Source organism: Methylobacterium sp. J-001 (genome assembly GCF_022829565.1).
Classification (GTDB): Bacteria; Pseudomonadota; Alphaproteobacteria; order Rhizobiales; family Beijerinckiaceae; genus Methylobacterium.
The window spans coordinates 114,165-135,783 of the sequence record NZ_JAKSYN010000148.1; the positions used below are offsets into that span (position 1 = coordinate 114,165).

23 protein-coding genes and 1 pseudogene are annotated in these 21,619 nt (G+C 69.5%); 9 read left to right on the plus strand and 15 right to left on the minus strand.

The genetic code is table 11. From position 1 onward, the window contains the following. Positions 1 to 13: 13 nt before the first annotated feature. The 12 genes and pseudogenes from MKK65_RS19340 to MKK65_RS19395 all read right to left on the minus strand — a co-directional run bounded on the left by MKK65_RS19340 (position 14) and on the right by MKK65_RS19395 (position 12,623). On the minus strand, positions 14 to 1,243 hold the full coding sequence (locus MKK65_RS19340; RefSeq protein ID WP_243959810.1) for an MFS transporter: 1,230 nt from the start codon (positions 1,241 to 1,243) through the stop codon (positions 14 to 16). Further along, a complete protein-coding gene (lnt, locus tag MKK65_RS19345; RefSeq protein WP_409565459.1) occupies positions 1,240 to 2,901 on the minus strand; it encodes an apolipoprotein N-acyltransferase in 1,662 nt (553 codons plus the stop codon). The genes MKK65_RS19340 and lnt overlap by 4 nt, the downstream gene beginning before the upstream one ends. Positions 2,902 to 2,934: 33 nt before the next feature. Further along, positions 2,935 to 4,074, minus strand: coding sequence for a hemolysin family protein (locus MKK65_RS19350; RefSeq protein ID WP_243959814.1), 1,140 nt, complete (start codon positions 4,072 to 4,074; stop codon positions 2,935 to 2,937). A 36-nt stretch (positions 4,075 to 4,110) separates the two neighbouring features. After that, positions 4,111 to 4,596, minus strand: coding sequence for an rRNA maturation RNase YbeY (gene ybeY, locus MKK65_RS19355; protein ID WP_243959816.1), 486 nt, complete (start codon positions 4,594 to 4,596; stop codon positions 4,111 to 4,113). Further along, on the minus strand, positions 4,593 to 5,675 hold the full coding sequence (locus tag MKK65_RS19360; protein WP_243959817.1) for a PhoH family protein: 1,083 nt from the start codon (positions 5,673 to 5,675) through the stop codon (positions 4,593 to 4,595). Before MKK65_RS19360 ends, ybeY begins: the two co-directional genes overlap by 4 nt. A gap of 60 nt (positions 5,676 to 5,735) precedes the next feature. After that, positions 5,736 to 7,073, minus strand: a complete 1,338-nt coding sequence (gene miaB / locus MKK65_RS19365; RefSeq protein ID WP_243959836.1) for a tRNA (N6-isopentenyl adenosine(37)-C2)-methylthiotransferase MiaB — start codon at positions 7,071 to 7,073, stop codon at positions 5,736 to 5,738. Positions 7,074 to 7,268: 195 nt separating this feature from the next. Then, on the minus strand, positions 7,269 to 9,002 hold the full coding sequence (locus tag MKK65_RS19370; protein WP_243959818.1) for an L-lactate permease: 1,734 nt from the start codon (positions 9,000 to 9,002) through the stop codon (positions 7,269 to 7,271). A gap of 275 nt (positions 9,003 to 9,277) precedes the next feature. Next, the gene (locus MKK65_RS19375) at positions 9,278 to 10,147 is read right to left on the minus strand and encodes a lysophospholipid acyltransferase family protein (RefSeq protein WP_243959819.1); all 870 of its coding nucleotides are present in this window, start codon (positions 10,145 to 10,147) and stop codon (positions 9,278 to 9,280) included. Between the two features lie 4 nt (positions 10,148 to 10,151). Beyond that, a complete protein-coding gene (locus MKK65_RS19380; protein WP_058190498.1) occupies positions 10,152 to 10,667 on the minus strand; it encodes a GNAT family N-acetyltransferase in 516 nt (171 codons plus the stop codon). Then, the gene (gene tsaB, locus MKK65_RS19385) at positions 10,664 to 11,338 is read right to left on the minus strand and encodes a tRNA (adenosine(37)-N6)-threonylcarbamoyltransferase complex dimerization subunit type 1 TsaB (protein WP_243959820.1); all 675 of its coding nucleotides are present in this window, start codon (positions 11,336 to 11,338) and stop codon (positions 10,664 to 10,666) included. Before tsaB ends, MKK65_RS19380 begins: the two co-directional genes overlap by 4 nt. Before the next feature lie 172 nt (positions 11,339 to 11,510). After that, positions 11,511 to 11,923, minus strand: a pseudogene (locus MKK65_RS19390) (methyl-accepting chemotaxis protein); the annotation flags it as partial. Between the two features lie 133 nt (positions 11,924 to 12,056). Beyond that, positions 12,057 to 12,623 carry a NifU family protein gene (locus tag MKK65_RS19395; protein WP_058190500.1) on the minus strand — a complete coding sequence of 189 codons (567 nt, stop codon included), beginning with the start codon at positions 12,621 to 12,623 and terminating at the stop codon, positions 12,057 to 12,059. 157 nt (positions 12,624 to 12,780) lie between these two features. Between MKK65_RS19395 and MKK65_RS19400 the strand changes: the two genes are divergently transcribed. The 4 genes from MKK65_RS19400 to MKK65_RS19415 all read left to right on the plus strand — a co-directional run bounded on the left by MKK65_RS19400 (position 12,781) and on the right by MKK65_RS19415 (position 15,018). Then, positions 12,781 to 13,260: an atp-dependent helicase gene (locus tag MKK65_RS19400; protein ID WP_243959821.1), complete on the plus strand. Its 480-nt coding sequence runs from the start codon at positions 12,781 to 12,783 to the stop codon at positions 13,258 to 13,260. Between the two features lie 99 nt (positions 13,261 to 13,359). Then, positions 13,360 to 13,788 carry a DUF2934 domain-containing protein gene (locus MKK65_RS19405; protein ID WP_243959822.1) on the plus strand — a complete coding sequence of 143 codons (429 nt, stop codon included), beginning with the start codon at positions 13,360 to 13,362 and terminating at the stop codon, positions 13,786 to 13,788. 167 nt (positions 13,789 to 13,955) lie between these two features. Continuing rightward, a complete protein-coding gene (locus MKK65_RS19410; protein WP_243959823.1) occupies positions 13,956 to 14,621 on the plus strand; it encodes an HAD family hydrolase in 666 nt (221 codons plus the stop codon). Positions 14,622 to 14,811: 190 nt separating this feature from the next. Continuing rightward, positions 14,812 to 15,018, plus strand: coding sequence for a hypothetical protein (locus tag MKK65_RS19415; protein ID WP_058190504.1), 207 nt, complete (start codon positions 14,812 to 14,814; stop codon positions 15,016 to 15,018). Positions 15,019 to 15,039: 21 nt separating this feature from the next. Here the strand turns inward: MKK65_RS19415 and MKK65_RS19420 are convergent, their stop codons facing one another. From MKK65_RS19420 to MKK65_RS19430, 3 genes are all read right to left on the minus strand, one after another. After that, the gene (locus MKK65_RS19420; RefSeq protein WP_409565457.1) at positions 15,040 to 15,432 is read right to left on the minus strand and encodes a hypothetical protein; all 393 of its coding nucleotides are present in this window, start codon (positions 15,430 to 15,432) and stop codon (positions 15,040 to 15,042) included. A 34-nt stretch (positions 15,433 to 15,466) separates the two neighbouring features. Next, positions 15,467 to 15,748 carry a hypothetical protein gene (locus MKK65_RS19425; RefSeq protein ID WP_243959824.1) on the minus strand — a complete coding sequence of 94 codons (282 nt, stop codon included), beginning with the start codon at positions 15,746 to 15,748 and terminating at the stop codon, positions 15,467 to 15,469. A 367-nt stretch (positions 15,749 to 16,115) separates the two neighbouring features. Beyond that, positions 16,116 to 16,490: a DUF6481 family protein gene (locus tag MKK65_RS19430; RefSeq protein WP_058190506.1), complete on the minus strand. Its 375-nt coding sequence runs from the start codon at positions 16,488 to 16,490 to the stop codon at positions 16,116 to 16,118. 509 nt (positions 16,491 to 16,999) lie between these two features. Between MKK65_RS19430 and MKK65_RS19435 the strand changes: the two genes are divergently transcribed. The 5 genes from MKK65_RS19435 to MKK65_RS19455 all read left to right on the plus strand — a co-directional run bounded on the left by MKK65_RS19435 (position 17,000) and on the right by MKK65_RS19455 (position 21,352). Continuing rightward, positions 17,000 to 17,479, plus strand: a complete 480-nt coding sequence (locus tag MKK65_RS19435) for an ureidoglycolate lyase (RefSeq protein WP_243959825.1) — start codon at positions 17,000 to 17,002, stop codon at positions 17,477 to 17,479. Between the two features lie 171 nt (positions 17,480 to 17,650). Beyond that, positions 17,651 to 17,845: a DUF4089 domain-containing protein gene (locus tag MKK65_RS19440; protein WP_243959826.1), complete on the plus strand. Its 195-nt coding sequence runs from the start codon at positions 17,651 to 17,653 to the stop codon at positions 17,843 to 17,845. Beyond that, entirely contained in the window at positions 17,842 to 19,239 is a 1,398-nt protein-coding gene (locus tag MKK65_RS19445) for an AtzE family amidohydrolase (RefSeq protein WP_243959827.1), read from the plus strand. The genes MKK65_RS19440 and MKK65_RS19445 overlap by 4 nt, the downstream gene beginning before the upstream one ends. Beyond that, positions 19,239 to 19,622 (plus strand): oxalurate catabolism protein HpxZ, encoded by a 384-nt coding sequence (gene hpxZ / locus MKK65_RS19450; RefSeq protein WP_243959828.1) that lies wholly within the window; start codon positions 19,239 to 19,241, stop codon positions 19,620 to 19,622. The genes MKK65_RS19445 and hpxZ overlap by 1 nt, the downstream gene beginning before the upstream one ends. Before the next feature lie 107 nt (positions 19,623 to 19,729). Beyond that, positions 19,730 to 21,352 carry an ABC transporter substrate-binding protein gene (locus tag MKK65_RS19455; RefSeq protein ID WP_243959829.1) on the plus strand — a complete coding sequence of 541 codons (1,623 nt, stop codon included), beginning with the start codon at positions 19,730 to 19,732 and terminating at the stop codon, positions 21,350 to 21,352. Positions 21,353 to 21,619: the final 267 nt, after the last annotated feature.

Consider the following 21,619-nt stretch of genomic DNA (forward strand, 5'->3'; position numbering starts at 1 on the left):
GCCGACCCAGCGCTCAGCGGCCGCTGGCCGAAACCGGCTGCGGCGGGAGCGGCGTGCTGGCCGGCTCGGGTGCGGCAGCGCTGACCTTGCGGTCGCGGCCGGCGGCCTGACCGACCAGGATGGCGGTGACCGCGATGGTCACGAACAGGCCACCCGCCAGGCCCCAGCCGCCCGTCGCCTCATGGGCGAGCCCGAAGGCCAAGGGCCCGAGGCAGGCGCCCGTATAGCCGATGCCCTGCGCCATGGCCGAAAGGCCGGCAGCGCTGGCGGCATCGGCCGCCCGCAGGACGATCAGCGTCAGTCCGAGGCCGAAGCAACCGCCGATGCCGAAGCCGAGGGCGCAGGCCGCGGGGATGCGCAATCCCGCGGGCCCGAAGGCGAGAACCAGGAACGCGATCGCCGTCAGCCCCGGGATCGCGACGATCCAGGCCCGCTGGTCCCGATTGCGGGCCGCCAGCATGGCGGTGATCAGGGCGCCCGGCGCCTGGACCAGGGTCATCAGCGAAGCGTAGAGGCCGGCGTCCAGCGCCGAGAGGCCCCGGGCCTGGAGCAGCAGCGGCAGCCAGCCGAACAACGTGTAGGCCAGGGAGGATTGCAAACCCATGAAGCCCGTGACCCACCAAGCCAGCGGATCGCGCAGCAGCCGCCCGGCCGAGGGGGCCCTGGTCGAGGCCGTGCGGCGTTCGAACGGGATCCACAGGAATGCCGCGACCAGCGCCGGGAGCGCCCAGATCGCGAGCGCCGAAGGCCAGCCGCCACCGAGCGCATGCTCCACCGGCACCGCGGCCCCCGCGCCCGCCGCCGCGCCGAGGCAGAGCGTCATGGTGTAGAGGCCGGTCATCAGGCCGCCGCTGCCGGAGAAGTCGCGCTTCACCAGGGCCGGCAGCAGCACGTTGTCGAGCCCGATCCCGATGGCGGCCAGCGCCGTTCCGGCAAAGAGCGGCCCGAGCCCGCCGAGACCGCGCAGGGCCAGGCCCGCGGCCAGAATCGTGGCGCCGACCAGCACCGCGAGATCGGGGCCGATCCGGCGGATCAGCGGTGCCGCCAACGCGCAGGCGATCCCGAGGCACAGGACCGGCAGGGTGGTGAGGATCGCAGCCCCGCCGGCGCTCAGTCCGGTGCTCTCCCGGATCGTCGCCAGCAGCGGGCCGATCGTGCTCAGCGCCGGGCGCAGGTTGAACGCCACCAGCATCAGGGCGAGCGCGAGCAGGATCCCGCCCGAGGCTGTCCGCTCCCGGCTCATGCCCGCCGCCGGGCTGTGAGGGCGCCCCCGAGACAGGCGGCGAGCATCAGCGCGAAGGCGGCGTCGCCGAACTGGCCATACAGGGTACCGCCGACGATGCGCGCCGGCAGGTCGGCATCGAGCCAGGTCTCTCGATCGAGATCGGTCTGCGCGATGATGCGGCCATGCGGGTCGATCACCGCGGAGATCCCGGTATTGGCGTCGCGAACCAACGGCAGGCCCTCCTCGACGGCGCGCAGCCGGGCCTGGGCCAGATGCTGGCGAGGGCCCGGCGTGTCGCCGAACCAAGCATCGTTGGTGACGTTCAGGATCAGGCCGGGCGGCCGCGGCGCCGAGGACGCGGCCGCCGGCAGGATCGCGTGCGGGAAGATCGCCTCGTAGCAGATCGTGGCCGCCACCGGGGGCAGGCCCGGTACGGTCAGGATCCGCTGCGCCGCCAGGGATCCGGCAGAAAAGCCGCCCGGGATCGCCACGAATTGGCGCAGGCCCAGCGCCCGCAGCGCCGCGTCGAGGGGCGCCGGCAGGTACTCGCCGAACGGGACGAGGTGGACCTTGTCGTAGGTGTCGGAGATCACGCCGTCCGGCCCGATCACCATGACGGCGTTGAAATAGCGGAGCCGCTCGCCGGGCAGGGGCTCTTCCGCCCGCGCCGCGCCGGTCATCAGGTGTTGCCCGGGCTTGAGGCCGGCTGCCACCTTGGCGAGTGCGTCAGGATCGCGCTGGATCAGGAACGGGAAGGCCGATTCGGGCCAGACGATATGGGTCGGCTCGGGCTCGCCAACCTCGGTCGGGCGCTGGCTCAGCTCGATGTAGCGGTCGACGATGTCGGCGCGGTTCTCCGGCCGGAACTTGGCATCCTGCGGCAGGTTCGGTTGGACGAGGCGCAAGCGCACGCCGGTCACCACCGGATCGGGGGGCCCGAGGCGGACGGCACCGTAGAGGGCCATACCGATCAGCACGATCGCGGCGGCGGCGCTTGGCCCGAACCGGCTGCGCGGATGCGAGCCGGTTGCCAGGGTTGCAGGCGCGGCGCAGATCAGCACGGCCAAAACGGTCAGGCCGTAGAGGCCGATGGCGGCAGCCCATTGCAGCAGCCAGAGATTCTGGGCGAGCGCCATCCCGAGCGTGTTCCAGGGAAAGCCCGTGAACACGTGGCCGCGCAGCCACTCGGCGGCACCGATCCCGAAGGCGAGGGCGGCGATCCGAGCCGGACCACGTGCCCAGAGCAGGCCGGCCGCGCCGAAGCCCGCTCCGTAGAACAGGCCCAACGCGAAGGGCAATCCCACGACGCCGAGCGGCAGGGCCCACAGAAACTCGTCGGCCTCCACCAGGAAGGCTTGGCCGAGCCACCACAGGCCGGCGGTGAGATAGCCGAAGCCCCAGGCCCAGCCGATCAGGAAGCACGGCCGGAGACGCCGCAAGGCAGGCAGATCCGCGGCAGCCCCGTCCATCAGCCAGACCGCCACCGACAGGGACACGGCCAGGGCCGGCAGGACCCCGTAGGGCGGCATCGCCAGGGCCCCCAGCGCGCCGGCGAGCCAGGCAAGCCCGAGCCGCCGCCAGCCGGTCAGCCGTGTCATGATTCGCACGAAGCTCGGGGAGGGGCGGCCCGGGGGACCGCTCGGACCGGCAGCCGCCCGGGCTCGCTCCACGGTCAGGACCGCCACGCAGCACCCGTCACGCAAAGACCGTCATGGATGCGGCGTCTCGGGAACCGGAGGCGGGGAGGGCGGCGGCAGGGCGAGCGGCACGACGTTGCCGATCCGCGCCGCGCCCTTGTGGAAGCGCAGGCGCTTCAGGCGACGGGGATCGGCATCGAGCACCTCGAATTCGAGGTTGCCCGGCCCGACGATCAGCTCGCCCCGGGACGGGACCCGGCCAGCCAGGGTGACGATCATACCGCCGAGGGTATCGATCTCCTCGGCCATGTCGCCGACCGCCGCCACGAGGTCGACGCCGGTAGCCTCGGAGACCTCGGCGAGCGGCGTGCGGGCATCGGCCACGAAGACCTCGTCCTCGCCGTCGACCCGCTGGACCTGCTTGGCCTCGGCGACGTCGTGCTCGTCCTCGATGTCGCCGACCACGACCTCGATCAGATCCTCGATCGAGATCAGCCCGTCGGTGCCACCATACTCGTCGATGACAAGCGCCATGTGGGTCCGCGTCGCCTGCATCCGCACCAGCAGGTCGATGGCTGGCATGGACGGGGGCACGAACAGGACCGGCCGCTGGATGCGGGCCGCGGCAAGCGTCGTGGTGAGATCGACCTTGCCGAGATCGAGCGCCCGGGGCAGCCGCACGGGCGCCCGACGGGCGGGCCGCGGCGCGACGGTGGCGTCGGCCTCACCCTCGGCGGCGACGGCGGGCCGGACAGCCGCGGCGGTGCTGGGGCTGCGCCGGGTCGGCTCGGCCTTGGCGGCGATGTGATCGACGAGGTCGCGGATGTGGACCATGCCGCGAGGGTCATCCAGCGTCTCGCCATAGACCGGCAGGCGGGAATGACCGGCGTTGCGGAACAGCTTGAGCAGGTCGCCCAGATTGGTGTCGTTCGAGACCGCGACGATGTCGGCCCGGGGGACCATCACATCGTCGACCCGCACCTTGTGCAGGCCGAGCACATTCTTGAGCATCACCCGCTCGAGGGGGGTGAGACCGCTTTCGCCGGCATCGGGCTCGGCGAGCGCCTCCTCGAGACCCTCACGCAGCGAATCGCGCGGCTTGAGGTGGAGCGCCTGCAGGAGGCGGTCGTACCAGGGCTCCCGGGACTGGGACTCGCCCTCGGTGGAACTGGGCGCGGCCAGGGCCGCGCCGCGACTTCGATCGTTGCTCATGTCTCTCGGATCTGGGGGCGGTTGGGTATCGGCCGCTCAGGCATAGGGATCCGGAATGCCCAGCGTCGCAAGGGCTGCGACTTCGAGCGATTCCATGGCCTCGGCCTCGGCCTCGCCGATCTCGTGGTCCTGACCGAGACAATGCAGGGTGCCATGGACGAGGAGGTGCGCGAGGTGATTCTGGAGCGGCTTCGACTGCTCGGCACTCTCGCGCACAAGGGTCTCGTAGGCAAGGACCACATCGCCGAGGGGCAGCGCCACACCCGCATGCCGGGGCTGCGGGGCGGCCGGGAAGGACAAGACGTTGGTGGGCTTGTCCTTGCTGCGCCAGGTGCGGTTGAGTTCCTGGACGGTGGCGTCGTCGGTCAGCATGACACTGACCTCCACGGGTCCGTCCGGCGGCTCGGGGGCGGCCGCGAGCCCGGCCTCGACGGCACGGACGACCAGCGATTCGAGGTCCGGAATCGCGGTTTCCCAGCGGTCATCTTCGACGGCCAGGTCGATGGCGTGGGACGTGCTCACGCCAAGGGCCGGCGCCGGGGGTTGGGATTGCGGTCGGCGTCACCGTCACCGTGGGAGGCGCGCTCGTAGGCCGTGACGATCCGGCGCACGAGGTCGTGGCGGACCACGTCCACGTCCTTGAACGTCACCCGGCCGATCCCCTCGACGCCGTCGAGCACGTTCACTGCCTCCACGAGGCCGGACTTCTGGCCCGGCGGCAGGTCGATCTGGCTCGGGTCGCCGGTGATGATCATGCGAGAGCCCTCGCCGAGGCGAGTCAGAAACATCTTCATCTGCATCGAGGTCGTGTTCTGCGCCTCGTCGAGGAGCACCACGGCATTGGTGAGCGTCCGCCCGCGCATGAAGGCCAGCGGGGCGATCTCGATGATCCCGGTCTGCAGGCCGCGATCGACGTGGCGCGCCTCCATGAAGTCGTAGAGGGCGTCGTAGATCGGGCGCAGGTAGGGATCGACCTTGTCGCGCATGTCGCCGGGCAGGAAGCCCAATCGCTCGCCGGCCTCCACCGCCGGGCGCGACAGGATCAGCCGCTCGGCATGGCCCTGCTCCAGCAGCGACACGGCGTGTCCAACGGCGAGCCAGGTCTTGCCGGTGCCGGCCGGGCCTTCCGCGAAGACCAACTCGTTGGTCCGTAGCAGCTTGATGTACTGGTCCTGCGCGGAGTTGCGTGCCCGCACGGCGCCACGCTTACGGGTGGCGATCTGCTCGAAATGGGGCTTGTCGGCCTCGGCGGCGATGGCTTCGGCGGGGAACAGCGTCGCCTGGGCGGTGGATTCCCGAATCGCCCCGTCGACGTCGCCGAGGGTCAGGGTACTGCCCCCGGTGCGGACCCGGGCGTAGAGTTTCTGGAACACCCGCCGGGCCTTCTCGGCGGCGTCGGGTGACCCCTTGATGACGAGGTGGTTGCCGAGCGCTGTCGCAGTGACGTCTAGACGGCGCTCGATATGTGCGACGTTCTGGTCGTACTGACCGAAGACGAGGCTCGCGAGGCGGTTGTCGTCGAAGGTGAGCGGCACCTCGACCGTCTCGTCCGCTCCCGCCGGCTTGGCCGCCGGCCCGCGGCCCCGGAGGGCGCCGCGCATGCCAGACCCGTCCGACGCGCTCAACCTGTGATCCTCACCGGCATCCCCATCACTCGATCCTCACGCCGCCACGGCTTCGGTCGCCAACTGGCCGAACAGGCTATTGGTGCCCGCCTCGACGATCCGGACCGGCACGATCGTCCCGATATGGTGGGGCGCGGCGTCGAACTGCACGGCCAGCAGGTGCGGCGTCTTGCCCGCGACCTGACCCGGGCGCCGGCCCGCCTTCTCGACCAGCACGTCGAAGACCTGGCCGACCGCCGCCCGCTGGTAGGCGTAGCGCTGGCCATCCAGCAGCCCCTGCAGCTCGGCGAGCCGTTCCGCCATCACCGGCTCGGGAACCATGTCGCTTCTATCGGCTGCGGGTGTGCCGGGGCGGGGGCTGTACTTGAACGAGAATGCGCTCTCGAACCCGATGTCGCGCACGAGTTGCAGGGTGTCGGTGAAATCCGCATCGGTCTCGCCGGGGAAGCCGACGATGAAATCCGAGGACAGGGCGGTGTCGGGCCGGGCGGCGCGCACCCGGTCGATCAGGCGGCGATACTGATCGCGGGTGTGCTTGCGGTTCATGGCGGCGAGGATCCGGTCCGAGCCCGACTGCACCGGCAGGTGCAGGTAGGGCATCAGGGCCGGCACCTCGGCATGGGCGCGGACAAGGGCGTCGTCGAAATCGTTCGGATGGCTGGTGGTGTAGCGGATCCGGGCGAGGCCGGGGATCTTCGCGACCGCCCGGATCAGCTCGGCGAGCCCGACTGGGGCGCCGTCGGGGCCCAGGCCGTGATAGCCGTTGACGTTCTGGCCGATCAGCGTGACCTCGCGGGCCCCGCCCTCGGCGAGCCTCTGGGCCTCGGCCAGCACCGCCGCCACAGGACGCGAGACCTCGGCGCCGCGGGTATAGGGCACCACGCAGAAGGCGCAGAACTTGTCGCAGCCCTCCTGCACGGTGAGGAAGGCTGTCGGCCCAGAGGTCCGGCGTCGGGGCAGGTGCGTGAACTTGTCCTCGACCGGGAATTCGGTGTCGACCACCCGGCGCTCGCGGGAGCTGGCCAAGAGGTCCGGCAGGCGGTGGTAGCTCTGCGGACCGACCACCACGTCGACCGCGGGCTGGCGGGCCTGGATCTCGGCCCCCTCGGCCTGCGCGACGCAGCCGGCCACCACGATGCGGGTGTCCAGGCCCCGGGCCTGCCGCTCGCCCTTGAGGACGCGCAGGCGGCCGAGTTCCGAATAGACCTTCTCGGCGGCCTTCTCGCGGATATGGCAGGTGTTGAGGACGACGACGTCGGCCTCCTCCACCGAATCGGTCGCCGTATACCCTTCAGCGCCCAGCACGTCGGCCATGCGGGCCGCGTCGTAGGCGTTCATCTGGCAGCCGTAGGATTTGACGAAGGCCTTCTTCAACGCGTGCCGCCCTAAAACCGTCCGCTTCCCCATGGGCCCGCTCCGATCCTGCGCGGATCGGCGGGCGGGAGCCTGTAGCACGGATCGTTCGGGCCGTCGCGACGCCCGACGACAAACGCCGGACCGCCCGGGGGTTCGGGCGATCCGGCGTCGGGTGGTGCAGGGAGGCGGCGGGGCGTGCCCGTCGCCCCGTCGTCAGTGGGCTACGGCCGCAGCCGGGACGTCGATGACCATCTGCTGGAAGAACGGCACGTAGGCCTGGAGCATCACGAACATGCCGACCAAACAGGCCAGGGCGATCGAGTGCCAGAACACGAACCGCAGGATCGTGCCTTCCTGGCCGAAATAGCCGGTGGCCGTGGAGGCGACGACGATCGACTGGGCATCGACCATCTTGCCCATCACGCCGCCCGACGAGTTCGCCGCCGCCATCAGCACGCCGGACAGCCCGAGCTGCTCGGCAGTGATGCGCTGGAGGCCGCCGAACAGGACGTTCGAGGCCGTGTCCGACCCAGTCAATGCGACGCCGAGCCAGCCCAGCAACGTCCCGAAGAACGGGTACAGGATGCCGGTGCCCGCGAAGGCGAGACCGAGGGTGGCGTCGACGCCCGCGTAGCGGGTGAGCACGCCCAGCGCCAGCATCGCCGCGATGGTGATCAGCGAGTAGCGCAGGGCCCAGATGGTCTCGACATAGGCCGTCACCAGCCGTACCGGCGAGAAGCGCATGATGATGCCGGAGATGATCGCGGCGATCAGCACCCCGGTGCCGGTGTAGGACATGTAGGTGAACAGGAAGACCGCACCCTCGGGGACCGGCTTGGCCACCACCGGCGGCACCTTCAGGATCACGTTGTGCAGGCCCGGCACCTCGTATCGCCAGGTGAAGAGCGGGTTCACGATACCCTTGAACCAGCCGGTGCCCCAGATCGCCACGATCACCGAGAGGACGATCCACGGCACCCAGGCCATCAGGATCTCGCCCTGCGAGGCGGTGCGTGCGCCGGTATGGACCGGGGGGGTGCCGGGAACGCCGGCGCCGAGCGCCACGGGGCGCTGGGCGGCGAGCGCCAGGGACGGATCGTGGCCGCGCAGGGCCGGCGAGGTCCAGATCTCCCGGGGCTGCCAGACCTTGAGGAAGAGGACGAGGGCGAGCATCGAGGCCAGCGAAGCGCCGATATCGACGATCCACGGATTGACGTAGTTCGAGATCAGGAACTGCGCGATCGCGAAGGATCCGCCGCAGATCAGGATCGGCGGCCACACCCGGATCATGCCGCGGAAGCCCGCGAACACCCAGATCAGCCAGAACGGCACGATCAGCGAGAACAGCGGCAGCTGCCGGCCGATCATCGCACCGAGGATCTCGGGCGGATAGCCGGTCACCGAGGCCAGCCCCTGGATCGGCGCGCCAAGCGCTCCGAAGGCCACCGGAGCGGTGTTGGCGATCAGCGACAGGCCCGACGCGGCGAGCGGCGAGAAGCCCAGCCCGATCAGGATGGCGCCGGTGACGGCAACCGGGGTGCCGAAGCCGCCCGCGCCCTCGAAGAAGGCCCCGAACGTGAAGGCGACCAGGAGCAGCTGCAACCGCCTATCGGCGGTGATGCCGGCCACCGATTGCTGCAGGATGGCGAACCAGCCTTTCTCGACCGTCAGCCGATAGAGGAAGATGACGTTGAGGATGATCCAGCCGATCGGGAAGAAGCCCGTGACCATTCCGAGGATCGCGGCCCGGGAGGCGAGTTCGGTCGGCATGCCGAAGCCGACGATCGCCACCAGCATGGCGAGGCCGAGGGCGATGACGGCCGCGATGTGCGCCTTGACGCGGCCGCTCGCGATCATGGCGAGGAGGGCGATGACCGGCACGGAGGCGGCCAGGGTCGAGAGCCAGGGGCTCCCGAACGGATCATAGACCTGGTTCCAGGTTTGCAACGGTCGTCCTCCCACGATCCCGACTTCACGGGTTTCGGCCTAGCTAGCAGAGGGACAGCGCCCGCTCAACAGACATGAATCATGTATTCATGGGGTGTTTTACCGGGACATCCCCCTGGATGGACCGATCCGTCCATGCTGTCATCGCGCGCTCAGACAAGCAACCCAGTGGACCGCCTCGTCCGGGGACCGCGCGCTGCCCGCGGTTGCTTCGTTGCGCCGACGATGACGCGACGTCTGTGGCGCGCCGGCCGCATCCAGCCGTCCACAAAACCTCACACCGTCGCGATCCCGGAACCGCCCAGGTCGACCCCGGGCGAGGCCGAACGGGTGCCGGCGGTGGGCGGGGCCGCACCGCGGCCGGTGGCGAGGCCCTGCAGGGCGGCCCGCACCTCGGCCTCGGCAGCGGCCGTCGCGACCTTCCGGTCGGTCGACGCTTCGAAAACGATCGGCTTGCCCCAGACCACTTGGACGTCGATCGGGCCACCATTCACGAAGGCGGAAAGGTGCGGCGCTAGCTCCATGTCGCCGTACCACGCGATCTCGGAGCGCTCGGAGCGCACCACCGGCAGGCCATTGCGCCGGGGATAGGCGATCGCCAACGGCTGAAGGCGGACGCGCCCCTGTCCAGCCTCGGCCTGCAGGGCGGCACGCGCGGCGCCCACCAGCGCGGAGCGGAACGGCAGCAGCCGGTTGCCGTCACCGGTGGTCCCTTCCGCGAACAGCACCACCAGCTCGCCCCCGGCCAAGCGGTGGCCCATCGCGGTGCTGACCGTGGCGGTGGCACCCCGGCGCTGCCGGTCGATGTAGATCGTGCGCTGCAGGGCCGCCAACGCGCTGATCACCGGCCATCCGGCGATCTCCGACTTCGCCACGAAGGACAGGGGGCGCAGCGACCCGATCACCACGATGTCGAGCCACGACACGTGGTTGGCCAGGACCAGGGCCGCCTCTCCGAAGTCCGGCGGCGTGCCGGATTGCATCACCCGGATGGAGAACAGCCACAGGAAAGTGCGGTGGAACAGAATCGGCGCCACGGTCGAGCGGCGGCCGAAGACCCGCAGGGCGACCCAGTGGGGCGGGGCCAGCACCAGGAAGGCGAGGAGCAGGGCCGCGGCCCGCCAAAGGACGCCGAAGCGGCTCACGCCGTTACAGGTCGGCGCTCATGGTCAGCGCGGTCGCCCGGCTGCCGTCGGCCTTGAGATAGTAGCCGGTGCGCTCGCCGACCTTTCGGAAGCCGTTGCGGGCATAGAGCTTGAGCGCCGGGGCGTTGCCCTCGTCGACTTCCAGATGGACCCGGGCGATCCCGGAATGCGCCAGGCTCGACAGGTGCTCGCGCAGCAGCCGACGGCTATGGCCGCCGCCGCGCAGCGCCGGGGACAGCACGACGGTCAGGATCTCGGCCTCGTCGGCGGCACGGCGCGACAGGACGAAGCCCTGGAGCGTCCCGGTCCGCCATAGGGCATGCGCCTGTGTCGAGCGCTCGCACAGCATGCGCTCGAATTCGTGGGCCTCCCAGGGCCGTGCGAACGCGGTGGCGTGCAGCCGAGCCAGGGCCGGCGCCTGCGCGGCGTCGGCAAGCGGCGTGACATAGGGCTCCGGCGTGAGGGCATCCCACCAGGCAGCCCACCAGTCGAGAGGCCAGAACGGAAGGGGACGCGTCATTGCCGCGCGATCCTGGCATGATCCTGGGGCCGCGCATCGGGCCCGCGGAGGTAGAGCGGCCGGGGCAGGGCCTGGGCCGGATCGGCCACGAGACCGAGCGATGCCACGGCCGTGATCTCAGGCGCACCGAGGCCGGCGACGCGGGCGCTCACACCGCGCGCGGCCAGGGCGGCGGCCACCAGCGAGGCCCCCGAGCCGATCAGCACAACAGGCCCGGATCCCAGCCGTTCCGCAGCGGTCTCGACCGGGAGATGGGCCGGGGCGAGACCGTCGCTCGGGCCGAGCGCCTGGACGTAGACTGCACCATGCCGGGCATCGACCGCCGCGGCGATCACGCTTTCGCCGGACTCAGCCAGCAAGGGCGCCAGCAATGCGGAAAGGGTGCCCACACCGACCACCGGCTTGCCGGTGGCGAGCCCGATGGCGCGGGCCGCCGAGAGGCCGACCCGAAGGCCGGTATAGCTGCCGGGACCGACCGTGACGGCGATCCGGTCGATCGCCTCGAAGCCGCCCTCGATCCGGGCGATCACCCGTTCGATCAGCGGCAGCAGCGCCTCGGCGTGGCCCCGCACCATGGGCAGCGACTCGGCCGCGAGCGGCGCGTCGGCATCGTCTGCGGCGACGCAGGCGGCGCAGACGTCCAGCGCTGTGTCGATGGCAAGGATACGCACGCCCACTCCCGCATGCCGGTCCGGACCGGCGACCGCTCCCATTCTGTCCCGAAGGACATGAAGACCCTAGCGTTAGAACAAAACCGCCGCCCCGTCAGCGCAGGGCTGCGGCGGAAACCGTGTTGGCGGTGAAGTGTTGCCGGCTTGCGCCGGTCGGCAGGCCTGAGTGCCCTCAGGCCGCCCGGACGACCGTGAGGAACGCGCAGACCTCCGCGTTCAGCTGCTCGGATTGCCGGGAAAGTTCGGAGGCCGAGGCCAGCACGAGATGGGCCACCGCACCGGTCGCCTCGGAGGCCTTCACCACCCGGACGATGTTGTGCGTCACCTCGCCGGTGCCGTGCGCTGCCTGCGCCACGTTACCAACGATCTCCTGGGCGGCCGCGCCATGCTCGTCGACCGCAGCGGCGATGCCGGTCGCCGCGCCGTTGATCTGACGGATCAACCTGTCGATCGCGGTGATCGCCGAGGCTGCCTGGCCGGTCGTACCCTGGACCCGGCCGATCGTGCGGCGATCTCGTCGGTGACCCTGGCGGTCTGCTCGGCCAGTTCCTTCACCTCGGCCGCCACCACCGCGCAGCCGCGTCCCTCAGGCATCCAGTCGCAACCGACACCCGCGCCGACGGGCCCAGGGTCGAGGGGGTCTCTTGAAAACAAAGCGCCGGCGGTCTTGCGACCGCCGGCGCCCTACAGATCGGTGTCCAGTGGACAGCGCGAGCGCTTAGACCGCCTGAACCTCACGGATCTCCGGCAGGAAGTGCCGGAAAAGGTTCTGTACGCCGTGCCGCAGGGTGGCGGTGGAGGAGGGGCAGCCCGAGCAGGCGCCCTTCATCTCCAGATAGACCACACCCTCCTTATAACCGCGGAAGGTGATGTCACCGCCATCGCCGGCCACAGCGGGACGGACCCGGGTCTCGAGCAAATCTTTAATGGTCACGACGGTGTCGTGATCGGCTTCGTCGTAGAACTCGTCCTCACCGTCCTGGTCGTCGAGACCGCCTTCCGCCATCACCGGGGCGCCGGACTGGAAATGCTCCATGATCGCGCCGAGCACGGCGGGCTTCACCTGCGCCCATTCCGAGCCGTCCTCCGCCTTGGTGACGGAGACGAAATCGTGGCCGAAATAGACGCCGGCGACACCTGGGACGGCGAACAACGCGGAGGCGAGGGGGGAGCGGTTGGCCGTCTCGGCATCCCGCGCCTCGAAGGTGGCTTCGGGCAGGACGACGCGGCCGGGAAGGAACTTGAGGGTCGCCGGGTTCGGCGTGGCTTCGGTCTGGATGAACATGATCGGCGAACTCCGCTGCGCCGGTTCAAGGCCGGCCGGGACAGGCACCGTAGGGTGCTCTCTCCCATGTGGACCGGCGGGTGGATTTTCTCAACCGGGCCCGGGCGCCTGGCAGGTGGACATTCGCGCTACGCCCCTTCAGGACGAGCGAAACGGGATGCTGACGGAGCCGGCGGTGGATGTAACCGGGGATGGGATGCTCGCTCAGGAGTTGCTGAACGATCTGCGGGCGGCACAGGCCAAGCTGGAGGCCGCGCGCGAGGACGCGGCGTCGCTCAAGGTGCTGCTCGCCCTGCGCACGCACCAGCATGACCTGGCCTGGCAGGACGTGCAGCGCTTGACGGCCGAGCTGGAGGCCGCCCGCGCCCGGGCGGTCGCCCTGGAAGTGGAACTGGCCGAGGCGCGGACCAACGCCGCCTCCGCGGACAGCGCCGCCGAGGCCGACGAGCGCACCGAGGCGGTCCGGACCGTGCTCGGTGCCGTGCTCGACAGCATCGGCAGCCGCGCCCTCGACCGACGCCGGTTCCAGGAGATCATCGCCCGGGCCGGGCGCGAGGCGCCGACCGACGGTCCCGGTGCAGCCCGGCACGCGGTGTTGCTGACCGAGGCGCGGCGGGTTCTGGGCATCCCCGGATAGGGCGGAGATCCGACCGCGTCCGCGACGGCCGGCAGGGTTAACCGCGCTTTAACCCTCCGCTCGCATCGTCGATCCCAGGACGGACAGGAGATCGAACGCATGCAGATCAGCGAGCAGCACGTGCGCGAATGCGCCTATTACATCTGGGAGAAGGCAGGCCGGATTCACGGTCATGCCGTCGCTCATTGGATGCGCGCCGAAGCCGAGCTGCGCGCCGGCGTGGTGCTGGCCGACGGCCAGACGGTCGAGGCCAAGCCGGCCGCCGTGAAAGCTGCCCCGAAGGTTTCGGCGTCGAAGTCTACGCCTGCCAAGACTGCCACCACGAAGACTGCCACCACGAAGACTGTCGCGGCCAAGACCGCGTCCCCGAAGGCCCCGGTTAAGGCCGCTGCCCCCAAGACCGTGACGCCCAAGGTCGCGCTGGCCAAGCCGGTCGCCGTGAAGACCGCCAAGGCCTCGAAGGCGGCGGTCACCGCCGGCCTCGCCGCCAAGGCCAAGCCGGCCCGCGCCCCGGCGTCGATGCACTGAGGCGAAGGCGCCTCCCGGCGCCATCACACCGCCCTTTCAGGAGCCCGCCCCTTCACCGAGGGGCGGGCTCCTGCCGTTGGTACCCCTTACGGCAAGCCGGAACAGGCCGCTCCGGCCATCGTTGTTCGGCCGGATGCGTACGCCGTGCGCCGCAACAGGGGCCGATAATGCGCGCCGTGATCTTCGACATCGACGGGACGCTGCTCGACAGCGTCGATCTGCATGCCCGCGCCTGGGTCGAAGCCTTCGCGCATTTCGGCGTCGAGACCGACGAAGCCGAGGTCCGCAGCCAGATCGGCAAGGGCGGCGACGAGCTGATGCCGGTGTTCCTGCCGAAAGAGCGCATCGCGCGCGAGGGCACGGAGATCGAGACGTTCCGCTCCGATCTGTTCAAGGCGAAGTACCTGCCCGAGGTCCGGCCGTTCCCGGCGGTGCGCCCCCTGTTCGAGCGGATTCGCAAGGCCGGGCTGACGATCGCACTGGCCTCCTCGGGCAAGGGCCCCGAGGTCGAGCGCTATCAGGACATCCTGGGCATCGCCGATCTTGTCGACGTCGTCATCAGCTCGGACGACGCGGAGCGGTCCAAGCCGCATCCGGATATCTTCGAAGCCGCGGTGCGGAAGCTCGACGGTCTCGGCAAGGACGAGATGATCGTGATCGGCGACACGCCTTATGACGCCGAAGCAGCTTCGAAGGCTGGTTTGCGCACCATCGGCGTCCTCTGCGGTGGCTTTCCGGAGGCCGATCTATCGGCTGCGGGCTGCATCGCGATCTACCGCGATCCGCAGGATCTGCTGGACGGATTCGAGCGATCACCGCTGGCCATCGGCTGACGAAGCGTAAAAGCAAGCTCTTTCTGCAACCAAGCTTGAATCCTCCACGGTTTCCCGCGGGCTGTGTTGCAACGCGGTGACGGAGCCCGATGCCGGCTACGTAAAAACGCGAATGGGGCTGGCGCGGTGCGGTGGGAAGGCGTAGCCACCCGCCCGCCATCTGGAACGTCTCAAAGCACGAGCGCCGCGCATGCCCCAGACTCACCAGGCTAGCCTCACACCGCGCTTCGTGCCGGCGGCCAAGCCCCTTCCGGAACAGATCGCCGAGGCGATCGAATGCCGGTCGACCCCGCTCAGCCATCTGTTGCGGCTGATGGCTGCCTTGAATGCGGAGGGCGGCAACGAGGCGCTCCGTCACCAGCTGCGCGCCCGGATCGGAGCCCCGCTCGACTCCTGATTTAGGACAAGCGGCGGCGCATCAGCGCCGCCGATGCCGGCGATGCTTGCGCGTCGGCGGCTGCGCGGTCGCCTGGGTCGTCCGTGCCATACAGGCGAAATAGATCTGTCGTCCGATATCCTCGAGTTCCAGCCCCTTGGGATTGGGGGCCGAGAACACCTTCGCGCGGGCCTCGACGCGGCAGGCAGCATCCTCCGGGCTGCGGATCGGCGGCTCGGCCCGGGCCGGCACATGGCCGAGCAAGACGGTGATCAGGGCAACCGACAGGAATGCGGACGCCCGCGTCCAGGCCTGGATACTCAACATACCGGAGCGTATTCCTTGTGGGACCGAGCCGCCGAGATAGAGCGGATCGCCCTGCCGTGAAGCTTCGTCAGACTGCTGGATTCGGCTGAAAGTCAGCCCCCGATCCATGCAAGCGCGCCGAAGGCGATCGACGGTCAGACTCTTACGGCACGACCCAGAGGCAGTGGCCGGCCCCCGTCACGGTCAAGCACTCATAGGGTGCGCCGCCGATCATCGCCCGCTGCTCCACGGTGCCGATATCGGCCTTCGGGATCTGCCGGCATCCGGCCTCCGGTACCGCGCGGTCAGGCCCGGTCGCGGCGTCGATCCGGCGCGTGGCGATCAGCGTGTCACAGGCGGTGACGGTGGTGCGATCCTGTGCCGAAGCATGACCTTCACTCAACAGAACGAGCGGCAGCGCCGCCAGGAGGATTCGAGACCGCATCGCTTCCTCGCCCATTCGCGTCGTCCTCATGAGAAGACGATCGAGCACACCGCGCATCGTGCAAGACGGCGGCTCTCAACCCCCGTCGGTCGTGGAGGGTTGCAGGGGGCCGCATACCCTGGGTCGCGCACGTTGCCCGTCTTGGCAAGTTCCGCCGTCGGACGCGGCCATGGCAAGAGCGGCGGTCTTCCTGGAAAATCATGCGCGGTGCCGCCGGGTCGATCTCGCATCGGACGTAAGGATCGCGGCTGTAGGGCCCTTCGTTTGTCGAGGACCGGCCGAGGGCTCCCAACAACAACGCCGCCCGCCTGGGGGGCGGACGGCGTTCGAGCGCTCGATGGATGCGCGCCGGGGCCGGCGCGGCGCCTCAGCGCTTGGCTTTGGCCTTGCGGGCGGCGTAGCGGGCGTCGCGCTGAGCCTTCTTCAATGCGAGTTCGGCAGACTTGCGCTCCTGCGCGGCAGCGAGTTCGGCGGCTTCGCGGGCGAGGCGCGCAGCCAGTTCGGCCTCCTCGCGCAGTCGCTTCTCCTCGGCGGCCTTCCGCTCGGCGGCGATGCGGGCGGCCTCGCGCTCGCGCGCACGCTCCTCACGAGCCTGGGCGATCTCGGCCCGGGCCTTGGCCTTGGCGATCACCTCGGGATCGTCGGCCGGCGGGCGGGCCTTGAACTTGGCGAGCAGGGCGGCCTTGGCGTTCTGCGAATGCTGACGGCGGTCGTCGAAATTCCGGTAGTCGAATGCGCTCATTTGACCTTTCTCGGTTGGGTACGTCACGCGCGTTGCGGGGACGACCGGCGACGCCGGCCACGTACTGGAGAATACGGGTTTCAGGACCGTCCCCGGGCCCTGGAACCGCACCGATCCATCGGCAATGCCGATGGTCCGACCCGAGCGCTCGGGTCACGCAGAAGCGTTCGGGTCGGACCATGTCTGATAAAACGGGAGAGCCCTTAGACCCAGCCTGCCCCAACACGCAATCGGGTCCGCGTGCTGAGGCGGCCGCCAAAGCGACTATCCACCGCGACTCGGGAAAAGTTTGACGCGACGATGCCGAAATACCTCAAACCGACGATAGGACGCGGCAATCTCGAAACGCGTTTGGCCGATCGCCGGGTGGGCCGAGCCGCAGGCTCGAAGGAATGCGCGAAACGTAGGTCGCGGCCTTCCGGACGGCAAGACCAGGCGCGTGGCATCGATGCCGCTTAATCCCGCGCCGGGATGCCGCCAGCCTATATCGATGAGGAATTAGAGTGTTGATGCGCACGATCACGATCGCCGAGTTCACCATGGACGCTTTCGCGCCCTACGGTGATCTCCTGCTGACGCCGACGATACCGCCGCGCCAGGACCGGGCGGTGACGCTGCAGAACACGCGGCCGACGGCGAGTGCCAACCTCGCTTTGATCCGCAGCGAGGTGATGGACGGCCTGATGCCCCTGCGCCGCCTGGAACGGCACCCGCATTCCAACCAGTCCTTCCTGCCGCTCTCGGTCGAGGCTTACGTGGTGGTGGTGGCGCCGGACCGCGACGGTCGACCGGACGAAGCCCGTATCCAGGCGTTCCGCGTCCCGGGCCATGCCGGCATCAACTACCGCGCGGGCGCCTGGCACGCGCACATGATGACCCTGCGCGCGCCCGGGACTTTCGCCATGCTCGTCCACGAGGACGGTTCGGAGTCCGACTGTGTCTTTGCTCCGATCGAGCCTCTCATCCTCGCACGTCCTGTTGATGCCTAGAATTTAGGCAATCCACGGCGGGGCCTCGGCTCATCCCAACTGGACTCCAAATTTGCTCAACGAATGAGCAAGCCGGAACTCGTATCACGCCGGGGCGAGAGGTTGAGGCGGCACGATGCCTGCTACCCGGTAAGCGAGCCGGCCCTTCGGCATGCCGGCGCGAGGAACGCGATGCCTGAGACGCCCCCTCCCTTCGACCCGAATGCCTACGCGACCGTCACCGCGCCGCTTCTGGGCCTCGACCTCGATCCGACTTGGATGTCGGCGATCACCGCGAACCTGGGCGTTCTGGCGGCGGCAGCCGAACTGGTGGCGGGTTTCTCACTCCCTGACGCGGTCGAGGCCGCGCCGAGGTTCGAGGCATGAGCATCCCTCCTGTGTCCGACGCCACGACGATCGCAGCTGCCATCTCCCAGGGCCGTGCGAGTGCCAGAGAGATCGTCGCGTCCGCCCTCGACCGGATCGCGCGAATCGATGGGCGGGTCGGCGCCTTCACGGATGTCCTGACCGAGCGCGCGCGCATGCGGGCCGAGACACTCGATGCCGCCATCGCCCGGGGCGAGGCCATCGGCCCCCTCGCCGGCGTTCCCTTCGCGGTCAAGAATCTGATCGACGTCGCCGGTCTGCCGACCCGGGCCGGCTCGAAGATCAATCGGGATTGCCCGCCTGCCGCACGCGACGGCACCGTGGTGCGGCGCCTGGAAGAGGCCGGTGCGATCCTGGTCGGCGCGCTCAACATGGGCGAGTACGCCTACGACTTCACCGGCGAGAACGTCCATGACGGCGACGCCCACAATCCCCACGCCCTCGACCACATGACCGGCGGCTCCTCCGGGGGCTCCGGCGCGGCGGTGGCGGCCGGGCTGGTGCCGCTGACGCTCGGCTCCGACACCAATGGCTCGATCCGGGTACCGGCCGCCTTCTGTGGTTGCTTCGGGATGAAGCCGACCTACGGGCGGATCAGCCGGGCCGGAAGTTTTCCGTTCGTCGGCAGCCTCGACCATCTCGGGCCGATGGCGCGCAGCGTCGCCGACCTCGCCCTGGCCTACGACGCCCTGCAGGGCCCAGACCCGGAAGATCCCGTCCTCACCAGCCGGGTGCCCGAGCCCGCCAGTCCAAGCCTCGAATCCGGGATCGGCGGCCTGCGCATCGCGGTGGCGGGCGGCTATTTTGCGCGCGGCGGCGATCCGGAGGCGTTCACGGCCGTCGCCCGCGTCGCCGAGGCGCTGGGGGCGAGCCGCGAGGTCGAACTTCCGGAAGCCCACCGCGCCCGGGCGGCAGCCTACCTGATCACCGCGGCCGAGGGCGCCACGCTCCATCTCGACCGGCTGCGAACCCGGCCGCGGGATTTCGACCCAGCGGTGCGGGATCGGTTGATCGCCGGGGCAATGATCCCGGCCCCCTTCGTCGAGCGGGCCCAGCGCTTCCGCCGCTGGTACCGGGACGCGGTGCTGACGGTGTTCGACAGCGTCGACGTGATCCTGGCCCCGGCGACGCCTTGCCGGGCGCCGAAGGGTGGCCAGACCCATTTCGTCCTCGACGGGGTGACGCTGCCGGTGCGGGCCAATATCGGCCTGTTCACGCAGCCGATCTCGTTCATCGGCCTGCCGGTCGTGGCCGTTCCGGTCCGGCTCGATGCCGGGTTGCCGCTCGGCGTCCAGGTGATCGCCGCGCCCTGGCGCGAGGATCTGGCCCTGCGGGTCGCTCGCCAGCTCGAGCGGGACGGGATCTGCACGGCCCCCGTGGCGGAGATCGCCTGATGGTTATCGACGATCCCGCCGTGAAGGCCGAGGTCGAGGCCGCGTTCCGGGCCTACGAGGTCGCGCTCACCACCAATGACGTCCCCACCCTGGAGGCCCTGTTCCGGGACGACCCCCGGACCATCCGGTACGGCATCGGCGAGAACCTCTACAGCATGGACGCGATCCGGGCCTTCCGGCGCGCCCGCTCGCCGGTGGGCCTGGAGCGGGTGCTCGCCCGGACGGTGATCACCACCTACGGTCAGGACTTGGCCACCGCCATGACCCTGTTCACCCGGGACAACGCCCCCGGCAAGACCGGTCGTCAGAGCCAGACCTGGGTGCGCTTTCCGGAGGGGTGGCGGGTGGTCGCCGCCCATGTGAGCGTCATCGCGACGGTCTAGCGATGGCCGGCCCGTGCATGGACCGGTGCCGGTTGGCCGCGAGCTTGCATACGGTCGAGCGTATTCCGGGCCCGCCCTCCCGGACCAACGCGAGTACCCGATCCGACATGCTGTCTCGTTTGAAAATCTTTGGTGCCCGTGCGGCGCTGGCCGGCGCCCTCACGCTTACCGCAAGCACCGCCGTCCTCGCGCAGGGGACACTGCGGATCGGCATGACCGCGTCCGACATCCCGCTGACCACCGGCCAGACCGACAATGGCGGCGAGGGCATGCGGTTTCTCGGCTATACGGTCTATGACGGGCTGATCAATTGGGACCTGTCGAGCGCCGAGCTGGCCTCCGACCTCGTGCCCGGCCTCGCCACAAGCTGGGCAGTCGACGCTGCAGACAAGACCAAGTGGACCTTCAAGCTGCGGCCGAAGGTGAAATTCCACGACGGCTCCGATTTCACCGCAGACGCCGTGGTGTGGAACCTCGACAAGCTGCTAAAGTCCGATGCGCCGCAATACGATCCGCGCCAGTCGGCGCAAGGAAAGACCCGCATTCCGGCGGTCGCCTCCTACAAGGTGATCGACCCGCTGACGGTCGAGATCGTCACCAAGGCCCCCGACGCGACGCTGCCCTACCAGATCGCCTGGATCATGATGTCCTCCCCGGCGCAGTGGGAGAAGGTCGGCAAGTCCTGGGACGCCTTCGCCAAGCAGCCCTCCGGCACCGGCCCGTGGAAGCTGACCTTGTTCGCACCGCGCGAGCGCGCCGAGATGGTGCCGTTCAGGGAGTACTGGGACAAGGACCGGGTGCCCAAGCTCGACAAGCTCGTGCTGGTGCCGCTGCCCGAGGCCAATGCCCGGGTCGCCGCGCTCCGCTCCGGCCAGGTCGACTGGATCGAGGCTCCCGCGCCCGACGCCGTGGCCTCGCTGAAGGGCGCAGGCTTCACCATCGTGACCAACGCCTACCCGCATAACTGGACCTGGCATTTGTCCCGGGTCGAGGGCTCGCCCTGGAACGACATCCGGGTCCGCAAGGCCGCCAATCTCGCCATCGACCGCGACGGCCTGAAGGAGTTGCTCGGCGGTCTGGCCATCCCCGCAAAGGGCTTCATGCCGCCGGGCCATCAATGGTTCGGTCACCCGACCTTCGATGTGAAGTACGACCCGGACGCCGCCAAGAAGCTGCTCGCCGAGGCAGGCTATAGCCCGGCCAAGCCCCTGAAGCTGAAGGTGGCGATCTCGGCCTCGGGCTCGGGCCAGATGCAGCCGCTGCCGATGAACGAGTTCGTGCAGCAGAACCTCGCCGACGTGGGCATCCAGGTCGATTACGAGGTGGTCGAGTGGAACACGCTGATCAACATCTGGCGGGCCGGCGCCAAGGCCGACATCTCGCGCGGCGTCTCGGCGATCAACTACTCGTACTTCATCCAGGACCCGTTCACCGGTTTCATCCGCCACCTCCAGAGCAACTTCGCCCCGCCGAACGGCACCAACTGGGGCTATTACAGCGACCCGGCGATGGACAAGCTGTTCGACCAGGTTCGGACGACGTTCGACAAGGCCGAGCAGACGAAGGTCCTGGAGAAGGTCCACGAGAAGTACGTGGACGATGCGCTGTTCATCATGATCACGCACGACGTGAACCCGCGGGCGATGAGCCCCAAGGTGAAGGGCTTCGTCCAGGCCCAGAACTGGTTCCAAGATTTTTCGAAGATCACCATCGCGCCGTCGGGGCGGTAGCACCACCGACTCCCTCCCCCCTCTGCGGGGGAGGGTACCTGCGAAGCAGGGGGGAGAGGGGCAGCGCAACGATGCGGGTATCGTCGCCCGGCACGCCTTCTCCGGACGCGTCGCTACCCTCTCCCGACCCCTGCTGACGCAGGGGCCACCCTCCCCCGCAGAGGGGGGAGGGGGATTCTTTAGGCCACGGCAAGGCACCCGATGCTGATCTACATCCTCAAACGCCTGGTCTACGTGACGCCCGTGGCGTTCGGCGTCAGCCTGGTC

Coding starts and splice junctions, on each gene's coding strand:
- MKK65_RS19360 (WP_243959817.1), bottom strand. CDS start 5,675: ATGCGCGGCGCCCTCCGGGGCCGCGGGCCGGCGGCCAAGCCGGCGGGA.
- hpxZ (WP_243959828.1), top strand. CDS start 19,239: ATGGTTATCGACGATCCCGCCGTGAAGGCCGAGGTCGAGGCCGCGTTC.
- MKK65_RS19425 (WP_243959824.1), bottom strand. CDS start 15,748: ATGCGGTCTCGAATCCTCCTGGCGGCGCTGCCGCTCGTTCTGTTGAGT.
- MKK65_RS19420 (WP_409565457.1), bottom strand. CDS start 15,432: ATGGATCGGGGGCTGACTTTCAGCCGAATCCAGCAGTCTGACGAAGCT.
- MKK65_RS19350 (WP_243959814.1), bottom strand. CDS start 4,074: ATGAGCAACGATCGAAGTCGCGGCGCGGCCCTGGCCGCGCCCAGTTCC.
- MKK65_RS19415 (WP_058190504.1), top strand. CDS start 14,812: ATGCCCCAGACTCACCAGGCTAGCCTCACACCGCGCTTCGTGCCGGCG.
- MKK65_RS19410 (WP_243959823.1), top strand. CDS start 13,956: ATGCGCGCCGTGATCTTCGACATCGACGGGACGCTGCTCGACAGCGTC.
- MKK65_RS19430 (WP_058190506.1), bottom strand. CDS start 16,490: ATGAGCGCATTCGACTACCGGAATTTCGACGACCGCCGTCAGCATTCG.
- MKK65_RS19455 (WP_243959829.1), top strand. CDS start 19,730: ATGCTGTCTCGTTTGAAAATCTTTGGTGCCCGTGCGGCGCTGGCCGGC.
- MKK65_RS19380 (WP_058190498.1), bottom strand. CDS start 10,667: ATGACGCGTCCCCTTCCGTTCTGGCCTCTCGACTGGTGGGCTGCCTGG.
- MKK65_RS19440 (WP_243959826.1), top strand. CDS start 17,651: ATGCCTGAGACGCCCCCTCCCTTCGACCCGAATGCCTACGCGACCGTC.
- MKK65_RS19340 (WP_243959810.1), bottom strand. CDS start 1,243: ATGAGCCGGGAGCGGACAGCCTCGGGCGGGATCCTGCTCGCGCTCGCC.
- MKK65_RS19405 (WP_243959822.1), top strand. CDS start 13,360: ATGCAGATCAGCGAGCAGCACGTGCGCGAATGCGCCTATTACATCTGG.
- MKK65_RS19445 (WP_243959827.1), top strand. CDS start 17,842: ATGAGCATCCCTCCTGTGTCCGACGCCACGACGATCGCAGCTGCCATC.
- MKK65_RS19395 (WP_058190500.1), bottom strand. CDS start 12,623: ATGTTCATCCAGACCGAAGCCACGCCGAACCCGGCGACCCTCAAGTTC.
- MKK65_RS19400 (WP_243959821.1), top strand. CDS start 12,781: ATGCTGACGGAGCCGGCGGTGGATGTAACCGGGGATGGGATGCTCGCT.
- MKK65_RS19435 (WP_243959825.1), top strand. CDS start 17,000: ATGCGCACGATCACGATCGCCGAGTTCACCATGGACGCTTTCGCGCCC.